Annotated in this window: 19 protein-coding genes; 9 read left to right on the forward strand and 10 right to left on the reverse strand. The window is 60.1% G+C overall.

All coding sequences use genetic code 11. The features are described 5' to 3' along the window. Window positions 1–3: 3 nt before the first annotated feature. Window positions 4–423, forward strand: coding sequence for a hypothetical protein (locus AB731_RS03970; RefSeq protein ID WP_047092329.1), 420 nt, complete (start codon window positions 4–6; stop codon window positions 421–423). Here the strand turns inward: AB731_RS03970 and AB731_RS03975 are convergent. The 4 genes from AB731_RS03975 to dapB form a co-directional block, all read right to left on the reverse strand. Further along, complete coding sequence (locus AB731_RS03975; protein ID WP_047092328.1) at window positions 420–869, reverse strand: hypothetical protein; 450 nt, start codon at window positions 867–869, stop codon at window positions 420–422. The genes AB731_RS03970 and AB731_RS03975 overlap by 4 nt on opposite strands. Window positions 870–931: 62 nt before the next feature. After that, window positions 932–1,582: an endonuclease III gene (gene nth / locus AB731_RS03980; protein ID WP_047092327.1), complete on the reverse strand. Its 651-nt coding sequence runs from the start codon at window positions 1,580–1,582 to the stop codon at window positions 932–934. Beyond that, the gene (locus tag AB731_RS03985) at window positions 1,579–2,745 is read right to left on the reverse strand and encodes a M48 family metallopeptidase (protein ID WP_047092326.1); all 1,167 of its coding nucleotides are present in this window, start codon (window positions 2,743–2,745) and stop codon (window positions 1,579–1,581) included. Before AB731_RS03985 ends, nth begins: the two co-directional genes overlap by 4 nt. Window positions 2,746–2,778: 33 nt before the next feature. Next, entirely contained in the window at window positions 2,779–3,510 is a 732-nt protein-coding gene (gene dapB / locus AB731_RS03990; RefSeq protein ID WP_047092325.1) for a 4-hydroxy-tetrahydrodipicolinate reductase, read from the reverse strand. 70 nt (window positions 3,511–3,580) lie between these two features. Here dapB and AB731_RS03995 point away from each other — a divergent pair, with 70 nt between their 5' ends. Together AB731_RS03995 and AB731_RS04000 are read left to right on the forward strand one after the other, a co-directional pair. Next, entirely contained in the window at window positions 3,581–4,282 is a 702-nt protein-coding gene (locus tag AB731_RS03995) for an NAD-dependent deacylase (protein ID WP_047092324.1), read from the forward strand. 21 nt (window positions 4,283–4,303) lie between these two features. Beyond that, complete coding sequence (locus AB731_RS04000; protein ID WP_047092323.1) at window positions 4,304–4,522, forward strand: hypothetical protein; 219 nt, start codon at window positions 4,304–4,306, stop codon at window positions 4,520–4,522. 168 nt (window positions 4,523–4,690) lie between these two features. Here the strand turns inward: AB731_RS04000 and AB731_RS04005 are convergent, their stop codons facing one another. The 6 genes from AB731_RS04005 to mutM all read right to left on the reverse strand — a co-directional run bounded on the left by AB731_RS04005 (window position 4,691) and on the right by mutM (window position 10,093). Beyond that, complete coding sequence (locus AB731_RS04005; RefSeq protein ID WP_047093060.1) at window positions 4,691–5,128, reverse strand: hypothetical protein; 438 nt, start codon at window positions 5,126–5,128, stop codon at window positions 4,691–4,693. A gap of 152 nt (window positions 5,129–5,280) precedes the next feature. Next, a complete protein-coding gene (locus AB731_RS04010) occupies window positions 5,281–6,096 on the reverse strand; it encodes a HesA/MoeB/ThiF family protein (RefSeq protein WP_173425731.1) in 816 nt (271 codons plus the stop codon). A 53-nt stretch (window positions 6,097–6,149) separates the two neighbouring features. Continuing rightward, entirely contained in the window at window positions 6,150–6,566 is a 417-nt protein-coding gene (locus AB731_RS04015) for a DUF1330 domain-containing protein (protein WP_047092322.1), read from the reverse strand. Between the two features lie 389 nt (window positions 6,567–6,955). Next, window positions 6,956–8,359, reverse strand: coding sequence for a chromosomal replication initiator protein DnaA (gene dnaA / locus AB731_RS04020; RefSeq protein ID WP_231638832.1), 1,404 nt, complete (start codon window positions 8,357–8,359; stop codon window positions 6,956–6,958). Window positions 8,360–8,870: 511 nt separating this feature from the next. Then, on the reverse strand, window positions 8,871–9,131 hold the full coding sequence (rpsT, locus tag AB731_RS04025) for a 30S ribosomal protein S20 (protein WP_047092320.1): 261 nt from the start codon (window positions 9,129–9,131) through the stop codon (window positions 8,871–8,873). A 146-nt stretch (window positions 9,132–9,277) separates the two neighbouring features. Next, window positions 9,278–10,093 (reverse strand): bifunctional DNA-formamidopyrimidine glycosylase/DNA-(apurinic or apyrimidinic site) lyase, encoded by an 816-nt coding sequence (gene mutM, locus AB731_RS04030; RefSeq protein WP_047092319.1) that lies wholly within the window; start codon window positions 10,091–10,093, stop codon window positions 9,278–9,280. A gap of 56 nt (window positions 10,094–10,149) precedes the next feature. Here mutM and AB731_RS04035 point away from each other — a divergent pair, with 56 nt between their 5' ends. The 6 genes from AB731_RS04035 to dut are packed head-to-tail and all read left to right on the forward strand — an operon-like array spanning window position 10,150 to window position 16,968. After that, complete coding sequence (locus AB731_RS04035) at window positions 10,150–10,881, forward strand: class I SAM-dependent methyltransferase (RefSeq protein WP_047092318.1); 732 nt, start codon at window positions 10,150–10,152, stop codon at window positions 10,879–10,881. A 2-nt stretch (window positions 10,882–10,883) separates the two neighbouring features. Then, window positions 10,884–12,452, forward strand: a complete 1,569-nt coding sequence (gene ubiB, locus AB731_RS04040; protein WP_173425730.1) for a 2-polyprenylphenol 6-hydroxylase — start codon at window positions 10,884–10,886, stop codon at window positions 12,450–12,452. After that, the gene (locus AB731_RS04045; protein ID WP_047092316.1) at window positions 12,440–13,576 is read left to right on the forward strand and encodes a hypothetical protein; all 1,137 of its coding nucleotides are present in this window, start codon (window positions 12,440–12,442) and stop codon (window positions 13,574–13,576) included. Before ubiB ends, AB731_RS04045 begins: the two co-directional genes overlap by 13 nt. Window positions 13,577–13,607: 31 nt before the next feature. Then, the gene (locus tag AB731_RS04050) at window positions 13,608–14,726 is read left to right on the forward strand and encodes a hypothetical protein (RefSeq protein WP_047092315.1); all 1,119 of its coding nucleotides are present in this window, start codon (window positions 13,608–13,610) and stop codon (window positions 14,724–14,726) included. 51 nt (window positions 14,727–14,777) lie between these two features. Further along, window positions 14,778–16,502, forward strand: a complete 1,725-nt coding sequence (locus tag AB731_RS04055) for a bifunctional phosphopantothenoylcysteine decarboxylase/phosphopantothenate synthase (protein WP_407921639.1) — start codon at window positions 14,778–14,780, stop codon at window positions 16,500–16,502. After that, the gene (gene dut / locus AB731_RS04060; protein WP_047092314.1) at window positions 16,495–16,968 is read left to right on the forward strand and encodes a dUTP diphosphatase; all 474 of its coding nucleotides are present in this window, start codon (window positions 16,495–16,497) and stop codon (window positions 16,966–16,968) included. The genes AB731_RS04055 and dut overlap by 8 nt, the downstream gene beginning before the upstream one ends. The last annotated feature ends 2 nt before the right edge of the window (window positions 16,969–16,970 follow it).

The raw sequence follows: 16,970 nt of genomic DNA on the forward strand, positions 1-16,970 counted from the left end.
GCGATGAGTGAGAAAAATATCCGCAGAGGCTTTGTCCTCGCTGGCCTCAGCAACATTCTGGGCGTCCTCATCTGTTCTCGCCTCTTCACGAACGACGTGATGATGGAAACGCAGCCCGGCGTGATGGGACTGTTCGGCCTCGTCTGCATCGTGCTGTGGGGTCTTGCTTACATCGCCGTCAGCCGAAATTTTGCGCATGTGCGCTGGCTTGTCGCGGTGTTTGTGATCGAGAAGCTGGCCTATGTGATCGCGTGGATTGCATTCCAGACATCAGGATCACTGGCAGCGGTCTTCCAGCAAGACGCTCTCGCCGGGGTTTTTTATACGATCTATGGCCCGAATGATTTCGCGTTCATGCTGTTTTTCGGGTTCGTTTTCCTCAAAACCCGCAGCGGCACTCCATCTCTACCGGGTTCAGTTTAATAGGCCGGGCAAGTGCTCAGGCATATCGCGTCCCGGGTCGCAATCAGGGTTCCGCTCATCCTCAAGATAGCGCCATTGTTCATCCGGTAGGTCGGCACTGCGAACTTATCCAGCGCATCCACGTCCGATGTGATCCAATATACCGTGTAGCTGCTTGCCGACCGGCTTGGCGTTCCGCCTGAAGATGATCCGGGCGTGGATGATCCGCCGCGTCTGGCACGCGATGAACGGGAGCGGGTTGCCGCGATGGCATCGCTCGCCCCGCCGATGCTGCCTCTGACAGCGTTGCCCATGTCCCGCGCAGCTGCACCAGTTCCCTGACCTGTGCTGTTCAGGATAACTGCTTCTTCCGCCGCAGCCTGAGCGGCGGCTGGCGCACTGGCCAGAATCGCCGCGATTGCAAGAACTGCGGCTCCGCCAAACTTCAAAACCGTTGAATTGTGCATCGAAATCCCCCCGAATGTCCTGCTGAGTCGCAAGCTGCGCCGATTCCGGGCAATTGGCAAGGTTACCGCCCCTTTGGCACTTCCAGCACTTTCTGGCGAAAGCTGCACAAATCCGCCAGCCCGCAGCGCCAGCATTCCGGCGTACGCGCCTTGCACACATACCGCCCGTGCAGGATCAGCCAGTGATGGGCGTGCAGGCGGAAAGGCTGAGGGACGCGCTTCTCCAGTTTCGCCTCCACTTGCTCCGGTGTCTTGCCCTTTGCCAAGCCAGTGCGGTTGCCAACGCGCAGGATGTGGGTGTCGACCGCGAAGGTTTCCTGTTTGAACCAGCAATTGAGCACGACATTGGCGGTCTTGCGGCCCACGCCGGGCAGGCGCACCAGATCATCGCGCGTGTCAGGCACTTCGCTGCCATATTCGTCCACCAGCAACTGGCTCATCGCGATCACGTTCTTGGCTTTGGAATTGAACAGGCCGATTGTCTTGATGTGATCTATCAGGCCATCCAGCCCCAGCTCCAGCATCTGCTCGGGCGTTTCGACTTTGGCAAACAGCGCTCTGGTGGCCTTGTTCACGCCCACATCTGTCGCCTGCGCCGATAGGGCGACGGCCACCACAAGCTGATAGCAATTGCCATACTCCAGCTCCGTCTCCGGTTCCGGATTGTCTTCTGCCAGACGGCGGAAAAACTCGAATATCTGGTCTTTGGTCACTCCGCCGCGCCCTCTTGCTCTGCCTTCCACTCCATCGCCGCGCGGATGCGGTCCTCGATAGTGGGGTGGGTGTAAAACAAGGCTTCCTCCAGCGCGCTGGCCCGCGGATAGCGGTACTCTGCGGTCTTGATCAGAGCGCCGGCAAGCGCATCGGGTAGGCCAACCGTTTCCAGCGAATAGATATCCGCTTCCCGCTCTCCGGCGCGGACAACGGCATTCATCGCAGGCTGGGCAAGAACAATGTACAAGCCTGCCACAAAGACAAAAACCGGCACGCCGCGCACCTCTTCCAAAGTCGCCGTACTGCGGAAAACCCGCGCGAAAAAAGGGTAGGTTCTTGCAGTAAGCCAGAACAGTGCGATGGCGATAAGGGCGTAAACCGCGATAGCGCGCCAGACATGACCGAGCGCATAATGACCGATTTCATGCCCGGTCACAGCCTTCACTTCGTCAAGCGAGGCTTCGGAGATGGCGACATCCGAAATGGCGATGCGGGCATTGCTGCCAACGCCAGAGACATTGGCAGTGAAATTGTTCGACTGGCGCGATCCGTCAAACATGAAGACGCGGCCCTCTGGCACGCCTGCATCGGCGCCCAGTGCCAGAACGGCATCGCGCACTTCGCCTTCAGGAATGGGTTCATAATCGTTGAACAGCGGTTCGATCAGCATCGGGGAGAGCAGCAGGAAGAATGCGAGCGCGCCTGCCACCAGGCCGCCGCTCCATATCCACCAGTTTTTCCCGGTGCGGCGAATGAGCCCGTAAACGCCGGTCAGGAAGATCGCTCCGATAATGGCAACAAGCACCACCTCGACAGCGCCTTGCGAAAGGAAATCGCCAAACGGCTGGCTGGTGCGGTCAAATTGTATTTCCCGCCACCACCCGGTGTAGATATTCCACGGCAGGGTGAGCAGGGCGGAGATTAGCAAATAGACAGCGCCGATGGCGAAAGTGCGCAAGGCCGTGCTGCGCTTTTCCATCCGCAGCGCCAGCTTGTCCAGCACGTGGCTGCGGACGATCAACCATGTCACGAGAGCCGAAACAGCCAGCCCGCCCAGGATCAGCAAGTGGTTGCCTGTTGTATAGTCCCGCGCCATGGCCAACGCTTCTGGATCAAGCGTGTCGAGATAGGCCTGCGTTGCGCCCGCCGGGTCGAATGTCACTCAGTTTTGCCCCCACAAGACTGCCCGATTTTCTCAAGCAAGCCCAAGTACATCGCGCATGGTATAGCGTTTTGCTTCACGATCGATCAACCATGTTGCGCCGCGCACCGCGCCATTGGCGAAAATCAGTCTGTTTTCGGCACTGTGGGACAAGGTGATGCGTTCCTGTTCTCCGGCAAAGATCACGCTGTGATCGCCCGCCACGGTTCCGCCGCGCAAGGCTGCAAAGCCGATCGCCCCTGATGCGCGTGCGCCGGTATGGCCGTCACGCCCGCTTTCGGTATTGGCGGCCAGATCGATGCCGCGTGCCTCCGCCGCTGCTTCCCCCAGCAGCAAGGCTGTACCGGACGGTGCATCCACCTTCATCCGGTGGTGCATTTCCAGCACTTCGATATCCCAGTCCGGACCGAGCCGCGCGGCGGCTTCCTTCACCAGATGCGCCAGCAGGGTCACACCGAGCGAGGTGTTACCGGTTTGCAGGACGGGGATTGCGCCTGACGCGCTTTCGATCGCAGCGTGGTGGCTCTCATCAAGGCCGGTGGTGCCGATAAGGATTGGAATGCCCGCGCCGACTGCGGCGTAAAGATTGTCCTTCAGGGCGGCGGGTGCGGAAAAGTCGACCAGCGCATCACTATTGTCGGCCAGATTGGCGACATTGCCGCCCTTGTCCACACCGCCCGAGACTTCGTGACCTGCGGCGGCGACAGCTTCGCGCAAAGCCCCGCCCATGCGCCCTGCGCTGCCGATGATGCCTATTCGTGCCATGGCCACTCCTTCTCACCGCATACCGAATGCGCTGCTTTTCACGTCCCTACATTGTCGGTATCTGACCGCAATGGCCACCTTCCGCAATATTGTCGTCCTGACCGGCGCAGGCATCAGCGCCGAAAGCGGCCTGAAGACCTTCCGTGCAGAGGACGGATTGTGGGAGGACCATCCGGTCGAAGAAGTCGCAACGCCTGAAGGTTTTGCCCGCGATCCTGATCTGGTGCAGCGCTTTTATGACGAGCGGCGCGCGCAGGTGCTGGCGGCGCAGCCCAACGCTGCGCATGAGGCGCTTGGGCGACTGGACCGTGAGTTCGGCGGTGAACTGCTGATCGTCACGCAGAATTTCGACGATCTCCACACGCGCGGCGGCGCGGAGCGGGTGCTGCACATGCATGGCGAGGCGCTGAGCGCATGGTGCACCGCCTGCGATGCACGCCATCCGTGGCGAGGAACTCTGCGCGATGGCCCGCCATGCCCCTCGTGCGGAGCGGCAGCGATGCGCCCCGATATCGTGTGGTTCGGTGAAATGCCGTATCAGATGGACCGCATTTTCGCTTCGCTCTCAGCGGCAGACCTGTTCGTCAGCATCGGCACCAGCGGCGCGGTCTATCCGGCAGCGGGTTTCGTGCAGGCCGCCAGCGACACCGGTTCGCGGACCTTGGAACTGAACCTGGAACGCAGCGCCGGTTCGCACCGGTTCGATGAAACACGGCTCGGCCCGGCGAGTGAGTTGGTGCCGGAGTGGGTGGATGCGGTGTTAGGTGAGTGATTGGGCCAAACGGCGCAGTGCATGCAGGTAGGCAAAAGCTACCGGGTGGTGCTCGATACGCCGGCTATTTGTATGGCGGGATTTGTTTGCGGCGAGCAGGTCACGCTGAGGCATGTCGGTTACAGTCACTACGACTGCTCGCATATCTACCTGTTTGACACGAAAGAGGGCGCAGAGAGGCGGTTCTGGTTGCATGACGATTCAGGGCTGGAAGAACTGACCAACATGTTTTTGGAGTGAAAATCGACGTTCGCGCCGGTCGCAATTCAGGAAGAACACCCCCCGCAAGCCGCATTCTTTACAATCACCAGCGTCCGCATGCGGCAATGTGTGAATGGAGTCTTGGGTAAATAAAGTGCTGGCGGGCTGATCCCAGGGATACAGCCCGCCAGACTTCGATGACTGGACTTAGTCGTTGAATTCAAGTTCGCGCAGCATGTACACGCCTTGAATCTCGCGGATCTCGTTGTAAATGTTGACCACGGTTTCGTTGGAGCGATTCATGTTCGCCTCACCCCAGGCAGCCATGAATTCATCATAGCGTGCGCGAGAAGGCTGCATGTTTTCGCCCGGGAAAGTGATGACCAGCATCAGATGAAAATCGCCGCTGCTTGGGGCCATATTCGTATAAATGCCATAATCGGTGATGTGGCCAAGTCCCTTGGCGATCTCGTTGGCGGCAACCCAGGTGGTTTCCAAGCCTGCAAGATAGGTATTCAGCTGGCCCGGCTCGATACGCACCGTGGTCAGTTCGACGACTGATTCGGAATATTCGTAGTCTTCGTATTCGCGCACCTGCGCCGAAGCCGGAGCCGCGACCACCGTTGCTGCCAGCGCGAATGCCATGCTGCCGAGAATCAGATTTTTCATAATAGTCCCCCAATGTGAATCGCACGCCAAAAGTGACGTGCTTCAGCCAAGGAGCGGGCGACCCATCCTGTCATAATGGACCACCCCCGGACGCCCCGATAAGTCCACGAAAATGCTTTAGTTGTCAATCAGACAGAAATTGCGCCGCATCCGCGGCATGCTGGATCCTTTGCGATATTCAACGTTCGCATACCAGGTTTCAGCCCGTCCATCAGATGCAGCTTTCCCCAGCCTGAATCTCCCATTCCGCCGGTCCCGCTCACCAGAATGCGCACTGCCTGCATGGCGGCAAAGGTGCCGACCCAGCCGACCATCGCGCCCAGAACGCCGTCTTCGGCGCATGTGTCGCAGTCCTCCGCATCAAAAGCGTCGCCTACGAAGCAGCGGTAGCAAGGTTGATCGGGCAGATGTCCGGCAAAGGCTCCGACCTGACCCTGAAAACGGCCCACTGCTGCCGATAGAAGCGGTACGCGGGCAGTTGTGCACGCATCGGATACGGCAAGGCGCGTGGCGAAATTGTCCGTGCCATCCAGCACAAGATCCGCGCCAGACACCATCGCGCCTACATTGTCCGCCGTAATCCGCGTGTCATGAATGGTCACGCCCAGCCTATCATCGAAATTGGCGAGCCAGCGGCGGGCGGACACGGCCTTGCCGTGGCCGATGTCGCGGACGGTGTAGATTGTCTGGCGTTGCAGATTGCTGGCCGATACCTTGTCGTCATCCACCAGCGTCAATTGTCCGATGCCGGCGCCAGCAAGATATTGCAGTGCCGGGGCACCGATCCCGCCAAGCCCCACCAGCATGACATGGCTACGTGCCAAAGCGGCCTGACCTGCGCCGCCGATTTCGGGCAGCACGATGTGCCGCGCGTAGCGATCCAGCCGGTCGGCGGACAGCGGATGCGGGTGGGCCTGGGAGTGGGGAGGGGGATCGTCGTTCATCGCGGTCCACACCTAGTGGCATTTGCGCGCGGGTAAAGCGGGGGACACAGCAATCAGGCGAGCTGTGCCAGCGGCAGCAAGCGCGAATCGAGCAGCGCAGCGGTACGATGCGCGAGGATCGCCTCCATCTTCGGCTCCTGCGCGAAGGCGAAAAACGATTCGAGTGAGGATTGCTCGACCAGCATGGCCAAATCCCACTGCTCGTCTTCCGGGCCGATCAGAAAACGCCCGGCTTCTCCCTTGAAAAGCAACCGGCCGCCGCTCGCCTCCAGCAGAGGCTGGACCTGCTTGGTGTAGAGATCATAGGCCTTTGCGCCGCTGATGGGCTCGGCGGGCGCAAGCTGCGGAGCATGCGAATAGTCCGCTACTTCCCGAAAACGCAGCAGGTTGAGCATCACGAGGGGCCCCCGAATTCCGCGCATGACGAGCGCCCGCGCGGCATCCTGGGTCGTATCGAGATAAGCGGTCATGGGGTTTATGTCCTGTCGTGCGGAAAGCGGGTGGGGGCCGTCCTACATCCTGTGGATGGTGGCAGCCATGCTCCGGTCATGGTTCTGTCTGTTCAAAACCCAAAAAGCGCGCTTTTGCCGGCAAAGTGTCACCCTGTACGCGTGAGCTTCAAGGCGATGAAAACACCAAGGAAACCGCCCCTTCAGGCAGGGTTACAGGGTGTAACCTTTGTCACCCTGTTGCCTGTGAATGAACCTGTGGATGGACCCGTGAAAATATGCGGACAAGCCTGTGGGCCGCGGCGGGAAAACCGCGCGGGGAGCCCTGTGGACCGTTTAGTGGATCGATTGGGGGATGGCCGATGGACACCCGCCCCTTCCGCTTGCGGGAAGGGGCGGGGTCTACCTTCTCAGCTTTCCAATTGCCGCAGCAGGCTGCGCACGTCGCCGTCCATATCGGCATCGCGGGTGCGCAGGTCTTCGATCAGGCGCACAGCATGGATCACAGTCGAGTGATCGCGCCCACCGAACTTGCGCCCGATTTCGGGATAGCTGCGCGGGGTCAGGACCTTTGCCAGGTACATCGCCACCTGACGTGGACGGACCACGGCGCGGGCGCGGCGCTTGCTGCTCATTTCGCTGCGGTCGATGCGGTAGAACTGGCAGACGGTGCGCTGGATTTCGTCGATCGTGATCCGGCGGCGATTGGCGCTAAGGATATCGGTCAACTGTTCTTCAGCGAGCTGGAGCGACACTTCCTGACCGGTAAGCTGCGCATAGGCGATCAGCTTGTTCAAACCGCCGACCAGTTCGCGCACATTACGGCTGACGGTACGAGCCAGGAAATCGATCACATCGGCGGGCACTTCCAGCGGAGCAAAGCGGGTGAGCTTGCTTTCCAGAATGGCGCGGCGCAGCTCGATATCGGCAGGCTGGATGTCAGCAACAAGGCCCATCGACAGGCGACTGAGGAGGCGCGGCTCCACCCCGTCCAGTGCCTGCGGTGCGCGGTCGGCGGCAAACACTAGGCGCTTTCCTTCGGCCAGCAGGGCATCGATTGTGTACAGCAGTTCTTCCTGCGCGGCGGCCTTGCCGATGATGAACTGGATGTCGTCCACCAGCAGCAGATCAAAAGCGCGCAGGCGGCCTTTGAATTCGATCATTTCGTTCGATTTCAGCGCCTGCACGAATTCCACCATGAATCGTTCTGCGCTGCAGTAGAAAATCCGCGCGCGGGGGAAGGCCTGCAAATAGGAATGACCGATGGCGTGCATCAGGTGGGTCTTGCCCTGCCCTGTCGCGGCCTTGAGATAAAGCGGGCTGAACTGCGGCTTTTCCGCCTTGGACATGCGCTCTGCAGCGTTCTTTGCCAGCACATTGCCTGTGCCCGTTACGAAAGCCGCAAACGTCTGTGTCGGGTCCAGACCCACGGACGAAGTGAAGCCATCGTCGCCGATCGATTCCATCGCCATCGTCGCATCATTGGCGGCGCGGTGGCCAAAGCCATCCTGCCCGCGCAGATCGAAGTCGGCGATCTTCCGGCGGCCCGGATGCACCTGAATTGAGATGTGACGAACTTCGGAGGACGCGATCTTCCACGCCAGCGAAAGGCGGTCGTGATAGCGATCCTTCACCCAATTGGCGGAAAATTCAGTCGGCAGGAAAAGGTCGAGTGTCCCATTGTCCTGGTTGAGTTTGCCCAGCTGGATTGGCTTGACCCACTGCGTGAACAATTGGTGGCCCAAATCCTTGCGCAGTCCTTGGCAAATATCCGACCAGTCGGCGGCCAAGTCTGCGGCTTGTTGATCTTCCATGCTTCCCTCAGTCCCGTTCTTTTTTACCGCGCATTTGCGCGTGACGTGCTGACCCATCCGAATCATCGTATGAACCCTGATGCTCTTGCCGGTCCGATCAGCCCCCAGTTTCCATCTGCGCGTCAGACAAAACTTCCCCAACCAGTGCCTCGGACCGGGCACCGGATCTTTCGCGCAGATAGCTCTTCAAAATCAAACAGCGGCTGTGTGAGCCATTGTCTGATTACTGTTATGAACATCTTGTCAGAACGGGCAAGGCTCGGGCAGCGAATTTATTAAAATTTAGGATATTGACTCGCCGCAAAGCCGCAGACTTCCATTCAAGTCACTGTTTTATATGAATAATTTTGTGACAGTCGCGCGAATCGCGGGAATCCCTTACTTTTATGGCAAATTTCGGCAGGGTGTTTGCAGATGTAAAAAAGGGGCCCGCGCAAAACACGGGCCCCGTTCTAATTTCGTTCTGTAAAGCAATCCGACGGCTGCCTTAACAGGCCCGTCGATCCGCGAATCAGAGAGCGGCGATTCGCTTGGAAAGGCGGCTCATCTTGCGCGCTGCAGTATTCTTGTGGATCACACCCTTGGATACGCCCTTGGCGATTTCCGGCTGGGCAACTTTCAGCGCTTCGGCAGCGGCTTTCTTGTCACCTTCGGTGCAGGCCGTTTCGACCTTTTTCACGAAGCCACGGATGCGGCTTTTGCGGGCGCCGTTGATGACGGCCCGGTTATCGTTGCGGCGGATGCGCTTTTTGGCTTGCGGCGTATTGGCCATGTTCGTTCCTGTCTTTCAGCCGCCCGCAAGCGGCCGGTCCTTGGTCTTTGTATGAATCGGTAAACGCAGCGCCCAAGCGCCGGAAAGGGGGCCACATAGGGCGCACGCGGGATGAGGTCAAGGATTCGCTGTGCGTGGCAGACCGGCTATGTCTGGCAGACCGGGCAGTGCCAGGTTGATCTGCCGCCCTGCACGGTGCGCCGGATAACGCCGCCATCGCCATGAACACAAGGCTCACCTTCGCGGCCATAGACTTGAAAGCGGGTCGCAAAATAACCGAGTTCACCGTCCGGGCGGGCATAATCGCGCAAGGAAGAGCCGCCATCGATGATCGATTGTTCGAGTACATCGCGAATCGCGGGCACCAGCTTTTCCAGCGCGGGCCGGAACACGCGGCCACCAGCCTTGCGCGGATTGATCCCGGCGCGGAACAGCGCCTCGCATACATATATATTGCCGAGACCTGCAATCACCCGCTGGTCGAGCAGCAGCAATTTGATCGCCTGCTTGCGCCCTTTCAGCGCCGTGCGCAGGTGATCGACGCTAAGCCCGTCACCCAGCGGTTCCGGCCCCATCGCGGCGAAGGCGGGCCATTCGTAGAGTGCAGGGGTATCGACCAGATCGACATAGCCAAAGCGGCGCGGATCATTGAGCGCGAAGCGGTGGTTTGCTGTTTCCAGCACCAGATGATCATGCTTGTCCGGCGTATCAGGGTCGATCCGCCAGCGCCCGCTCATGCCCAGATGGAAGATCATGGTCGTTGCGCGGTCGGTATGGATGAGGCCATATTTCGCCCGCCGACCGAGCGAGGACACCCTTGCTCCGCTCAGAGATTGCACAAACCCTTCGGGAAAGGGAAAGCGCATATCGGGCCGGTTCAGCACCAGCCGCTCGATCCGCTGACCGTCCAGAAAACGCGCAAGACCGCGTACAGTAGTTTCGACTTCGGGAAGTTCAGGCATAATACAGTCCTCTATCACCCTTTGCGTGTTCGACAATTCCTCCTAAAGCCCAGCGCATGAGTGATCAGGTTTCCTTCGGATATGAAGATGTCGCCCCGGAAGAGAAAACGGCCCGAGTTGGAGGCGTTTTTTCCAATGTCGCGAGCAAGTACGACATCATGAACGATGCCATGTCGGGCGGAATGCACCGATTATGGAAGGATCAGTTCGTTCGGCGGGTAAAGCCGCAGCCGGGCGAGGCGATCCTCGACATGGCGGGCGGCACGGGCGATATCGCTTTCCGCATGTCTGCCAAAGGCGCCGAAGTCGTCGTGGCCGATATCAATCAGGACATGCTCGATGTCGGGATTGAACGGGCGATGGAGCGGGGAATTGATGGCCTGACATGGTCTTGCCAGAATGCCGAAGAACTTTCCTATCCCGATCGTCATTTCGATGCCTACACCATCGTGTTCGGTATTCGGAACGTCACCCACATCGACCGTGCGCTGAAAGAAGCGCACCGGGTGCTGAAATATGGCGGACGGTTTTTCTGCATGGAATTCAGCACCACGCAGTGGGCGGGCTTCAAGGAGGCCTACGACCTGTACTCGCATCAATTGATGCCGCGCATCGGAAAGGCGATTGCCGATGATGAAGACAGTTATCGCTATCTCGCCGAATCTATCCGTCGCTTTCCGAAGCCACCCGTTTTCGAAGGCATGATCCGTGATGCCGGGTTCGAACGGACCAAGGTCGAAGAAATCCTTGGTGGCGCTGTCGCCATTCATTCGGGATGGAAGATCTAGGCGTGACACGGCCTGCTACCCATATCTGGAGGCTCCTGAAATGGGGCCGCACTCTGGCGCGTCACGGTGCACTGCGCGGGATTGAGCGTGATGCCAATACGCCCGATCCTGTCAAACGTCTGGCGCGCATCGCGCGCTTCGGCACGATCCAGCCTAAAGAGCCGGACTATGCAGGAGCCTTTCGCGCTATCGGCCCTGCCGCGATCAAGCTCGGGCAGACGCTGGCTACGCGGCCCGACCTTGTCGGTGATGAAGCCGCGCACAATTTGCTCAGCCTGCAAGACAGTCTCCCGCCGGTTCCTTTCGCGCAAATGCGCCGCCAGATCGAAAGCAGTTTCGAACGCCCGCTGGAAGAACTGTTCAGCGAAGTGGACCCTGATCCGGTGGGCGCAGCCAGCATTGCACAGGTCCACAGGGCCAAGACCATCGAAGGCCGCGACGTGGCGATCAAAGTGCTGCGCCCCGGCATTCGGGAGAAATTTGCGGATGACATCACCACATATGAATGGGCAGCGGCCCATCTTGAAGCGCTGGGCGGAGAAGCCACCCGGCTGCGCCCGCGTCTGACCATAGCCAATTTCAAACGCTGGACGAACAGCGAGCTGGACCTGCGCAGAGAGGCCGCGTCAGCTTCCGAACTCGCCGATGCCATGCGCGGCATGGAAGGTTACCGCATCCCGTCGATTGATTGGGATCGTACCAATGGCCGCGTGATGACGATCGAATGGATCGACGGGGTCAAGATATCCGACCAGCAGGCCTTGATTGCTGCCGGGCATGATATGCCCGATCTGGCGCGGCGGCTGGTTCTGGCTTTCCTTACGCAGGCCATCAGCGGCGGGTTTTTCCATGCCGATATGCATCAGGGCAATCTGTTCGTGCAAGCCGACGGCACCATCGTGGCAATTGATTTCGGCATCATGGGCCGGATCGACCAGCGCGCCCGGCAATGGCTGGCAGAGATCCTTTATGGCTTGATTACGGGCGATTACAAACGCGTGGCGGAAATTCATTTCGAAGCGCAATATGTGCCCAGCTATCATTCGGTCGATGAATTCGCGACGGCGCTGCGGGCTGTGGGCGAACCCATGCGCGGCAAGCCGGTGAGCGAGCTGTCCGTGGGTCAGATGCTGGACGGCTTGTTCGCCATTACCCGCGATTTCGACATGCAGACGCAGCCGCATCTGCTGCTGCTGCAAAAGACCATGGTAATGGTCGAAGGTATTGCCACGCAGCTCGATCCGTCGATCAACATGTGGGAAACGTCCGCGCCCTATGTGCGCAGCTGGATGCGCGACGAATTGGGGCCGGAAGCTGCCATTGCCGACCGTATTCGCCAAGATACGCAGACGCTGCTGCGCCTGCCGCAGCTCGTCCGCCGGATGGAAGAGCAATTCCCGGCGAAGGGCGGTGCGCCGGATCAACCGCCGCTGCCTGACGTGGAGCTTGTGTGGGAACGCAGCGCGCGTAAGGGGGGCGGTGTGCTGAGTGGCTGGACGGGTTATGTGGTGGCCGCGATTGCAGGGGGCGGTATAGTGTTCGCGGGGAGTGCAATGGGGTGGCTTGGATAAAATCGCGTCCCAAACCATGGGACCGTTTTTCGAATTGGGCGCCGGGGGCGGCGATGCTTGTGCTGGCGCTTGCCCTGGCAGTGCTTGTGGCGGCTGTGCTGACCGAGCGTTCCGCGATTTACGATGCACCTGCCGCCGACGTAACAGCTGCGCCTGATGTCGCTGCTGCGCCTGCTGGCGCTCCGGACGAGGCGCAAATCCAGTCATCCTCCCGTGATACGGACCTGCAATTGTATGACCGCATTGCCCAGCGGGTTCGGGGCGGCGAAAATTATTATCAGGTGGCTGTGGAAGAACAGCGCGCACGCGATTTTCCCGTGCGGCCCGGATTGGCGGTTCGCCTGCCAACGCTCGCCTTCATCACCGCTGCCATCGGGCAATGGGGGCTGTTTGCGCTGGGCATCGTACTGGTGCTTTCAACATTAGTCGCCTGGCACTACCGATTGCGCGATGCGCCGGGCGGGCCAGGCCGGCTGCGGTATATATTGCTGCTGCTGCTGATCGGCGTGGTGACGGGATTCAAACCGCAATATCTTGTGCTGCATGAAGTTTGGGCGGGATTGCTGATCGCGCTGTCTCTGGGACTTTACCGGCCCAACAGATGGATTTGGGCCTTCCTTGCTGGTGTGCTTGCGCTGGCCATCCGTGAACATGCCTTGCCGTTTATTCTGCTGATGGCAGTGTTTGCGTGGGCGCGGGGCAATCGCGGTGAAGCGGCTGCATGGCTTGGCGCGGTACTGATCTTCGGGGCATTGCTATTGTTCCACCTGTCGCTGGTCGGCCAATATACCACTGCAGAAGACCCCGCATCGCCCGGCTGGATGGCGCTGCGCGGATTTGGCGGGCTGACTGCCAACATCGTGCTGTCCAGCCCGCTGCAATATCTGCCGGGATGGCTGGCTGCGCCCCTGGCTTTGCTGCCGCTGATCGGCTGGGCCGGGTGGCGCTCGTGGTTTGGCTTGACCGGATTTCTGCTGTGCCTTGGTTACGGCGTGCTGTTCATGATCGCGGGCCGCGATAATAATTTCTACTGGGCGCTGATCGTCATGCCGATCTGGTTCGTCGGCTATGCCTTTGTTCCGCGTGCTTTGATGAGTCTGTGGCAATCTGCGCGCGGGAATTGAGATTGTCGGCGCTGCACTTCAAAGTGCTGCAATGAATTTGCTGCGCGATCCTGTAGGCTGGTGGGAAGGGCAGGGCCGCCCGCTTGCCCTGTTGCCGCGCTGGGCGGCGCTGGCACTGATCATCCTTACTGCCGCCGTCATGGCGTGGAGCGCTGCGACTGTCGCACCCGTGGCGCAAACAGCGCTTCCCGCCGATGAAGCCAGCCAGGCCGCGCCGGCTGATAACGATGGCGGCGATCTGGCTCTGTATCGGCGTATCTCCGAAAGAGTCATCGCGGGCGAAAATTATTACGCCGCCGCCATGGCGGAGCAGCGCGCCGGCAATTATCCGACGCGGCCCTTTGTCACCGTGCGCCTGCCAATGCTGGCGATGATCCACAAGGCGATCGGGGTGGAAGGCGCGAACATGCTGCTGCTCGTGCTGCTGGTCGGTACCATCCTGCTTTTCATGCACAATCTGCGCGACCAAACCTTGCCGCTGGAACGGGTGGGGGCAGGCATATTGCTGCTGCTGGGCGGTGCTGCTGCGATTACGCCCGAGGCTGGACTAATCCATGAATTGCTAGCCGGACTGCTGCTGACACTGGCGTTGGCCATGTACCGGCCCGATCGCTGGTGGCCCGCGCTGATTGCCGCCGGGCTGGCCCTGGCTGTGCGTGAACTTGCCGTGGCATTCGTGCTGTTGTGGCTGGTCTTTGCTGTTTCGCGCAGGCGCTGGATCGAAGTGGCGGGCGTTGCGGGTTTGCTCGCGGTGTTCGCGATTGGTCTGTATCTGCATTGGCTCGGCGTCGAGGCGCAGCGCCTTCCCGGCGATGCCTCGTCGCAAGGATGGGACGCGTTTACCGGGATCAGCCTGCCGCTGCTCGCCTTGTCAAAGCTTACCGTGCTGCTCATCCTGCCGCTCTGGCTTGCCATGCCGCTGGCTGTACTGCCCTTGCTGGGCTGGCTCGGGCTGGGAGGACGCCTCGGCCTGTTCTCAGCATTGTGGTTCGCAGGGTTCTTTGCCGCGATGGCGCTGTTTGCGCGGCCAGAAAATTTCTACTGGGTGCAATTGACCCTGCCTGCCTATCTGGCCGGTTTCGCATTTGTGCCCCGCGCTTTGTCCGATCTCGTCTTTGCGATAAGAGGGCGCACGGAAAGGCAAATTTAACCATCATTTGCGAAGGCGTACGCTTGGACTATTAGCGGACCCTACGCTTTGCTGCATGAGCGCATCGAACCCGCAACGGAGGATACAACGACTACTCCCAGAATTCTGCTTATCGTGGGCGGCGGTATTGCCGCGTATAAGTCCTGCGAGCTTGTCCGCCTGATCAGAAAGGGCGGGGCAGAGGTTACCTGTGTGCTTACCGAAGGCGGCGCTCAGTTCGTCACACCGATGTCGCTTGCAGCGCTGTCCGGCAATGAAGTTCACACCACGCTGTGGAACCTGAAGGACGAGGCCGAAATCGGCCACATTCAATTGTCGCGCGAAGCAGACCTAGTCGTCGTTTGTCCTGCCACTGCCAACATGCTGGCGAAGATGGCCGCTGGCATCGCCGATGATCTCGCCACGACACTTCTGCTCGCCACCAACCAGCCGGTGATGGCGGTTCCGGCGATGAATGTGAAAATGTGGCAGCATGAAGCGACCACACGCAATGTCGAAACCCTGCGCGCATCCGGCATCAAGGTGATGGAGCCCGATATGGGTGACATGGCTTGCGGGGAATTCGGTCCTGGCCGGTTGCCCGAACCCGAAGCTGTCTGGATGGAAATCGCCAATGCGCTCGGCCTGGATGCGGCTGCTGCCAGCAGCGACATCGCCCGCTACCTTGCGAACCGCAATGCGGACGAGGAATGGGGCGAGGAAGAATACGAACCAGAGGAAGCCGCCGCACGCGGGGGCGGGCTTGGCGGTCTGCTCTCCTCGCTTATCCCGCGCGCAGCCGCGCCCAAGGTTGCAGAGGACGATGATGAGTTCGAAGGCATGGAATTGCCCGAAGGCATCATCGAAGGTCCTGAATTGCCCGAACCCGATCTGACTGGATCGGAACATCTCTTCGCCAAGAAGGGCGCAGCCAGCGCTGCGCCGCCCACCGACCGCGAAGCGATCAATCACGAGGTCAACGCGCGGCAAGCTGCCCCTCAGCCATTCGAAGGCGAAGAAGCTGCGGCACCGGTCAATTCCATTGATTCGCGCGGCGAAAGCGGCGTGCCAGCGGCGCCCGAACAGGATTTTGACGGTTTCGATCCACTCGCCGGTCAGCCGGGCTTCGATGAGGATATCGAGCACCGCCCGCTGTACGGCAAACATGTTCTGGTGACAGCAGGGCCAACTCATGAGCCGATTGATCCGGTTCGCTATCTTGCCAATCGCAGTTCCGGCAAACAGGGCTATGCCATCGCTGCTGCAGCGGCTGCTGCAGGCGCGAAGGTCACGCTTGTTTCCGGACCGGTACATTTGCGTACCCCGCTGGGCGTTGACCGGATCGACGTAGGCAGTGCAGAGGAAATGGCCGCTGCCGTGCGCGGTGCCTTGCCTGCCGATGTCGCCATTATGGTCGCCGCCGTCGCTGATTGGCGCCCGCGCGATTATATCGAACGCAAGATCAAGAAACGCGGCTCTGCCCCGCCGGCGCTGATCTTATCCGAAAATCCCGACATTTTGGCCAGCGTTGCCGCCAGTGCAGAACGCCCGGAACTGCTTATCGGTTTCGCGGCGGAAACCAATGATGTGGTCGATAACGCCCGCAAGAAGCGCAAGAACAAGGGCGTCGACTGGATTGTTGCCAATGATGTATCCGGCGAAGTCATGGGCGGGGACGACAACCAGGTTCACCTTGTGCGCGAAAACAAGGTCGAGCATTGGGATGCCATGACCAAGCAGGATGTCGCGATGAAGCTCGTCACCCAAATCGCCGAACGGCTGACCGAAAATGCCTGAGGCGGCGAGCGGGGCGAAGGTTTCTGTACGGGTAATGCGCCTGCCGCACGGCGACGGGCTTGCCCTGCCGTCTTACGCCACTTCCGGAGCGGCTGGAATGGACGTGGTGGCTGCCGAGGATGTGACTATTGCGCCGCGTGGCCGCCATGCCGTTGCAACCGGCTTTGCGATGGCCATCCCTGAGGGGTATGAAATCCAGGTCCGCCCCCGCTCAGGCCTGGCTCTGAAACACGGGATCACTCTACCCAATACCCCCGGAACTATCGATTCCGATTATCGCGGTGAACTGAAAGTGATCCTGATCAACCACGGCGATGCCGACTTTCCAATCAAGCGCGGTGACAGGATAGCGCAGCTGGTGCTGGCACCTGTTACGCTGGCGGCGTGGGATGAAGTTGCAGAGCTGGAGGATACGGCGCGCGGCGCTGGCGGATTTGGTTCAACCGGCGGACACGGAAAACTCTGACC

Source organism: Aurantiacibacter marinus (assembly GCF_001021555.1).
GTDB lineage: Bacteria > Pseudomonadota > Alphaproteobacteria > Sphingomonadales > Sphingomonadaceae > Alteraurantiacibacter > Alteraurantiacibacter marinus.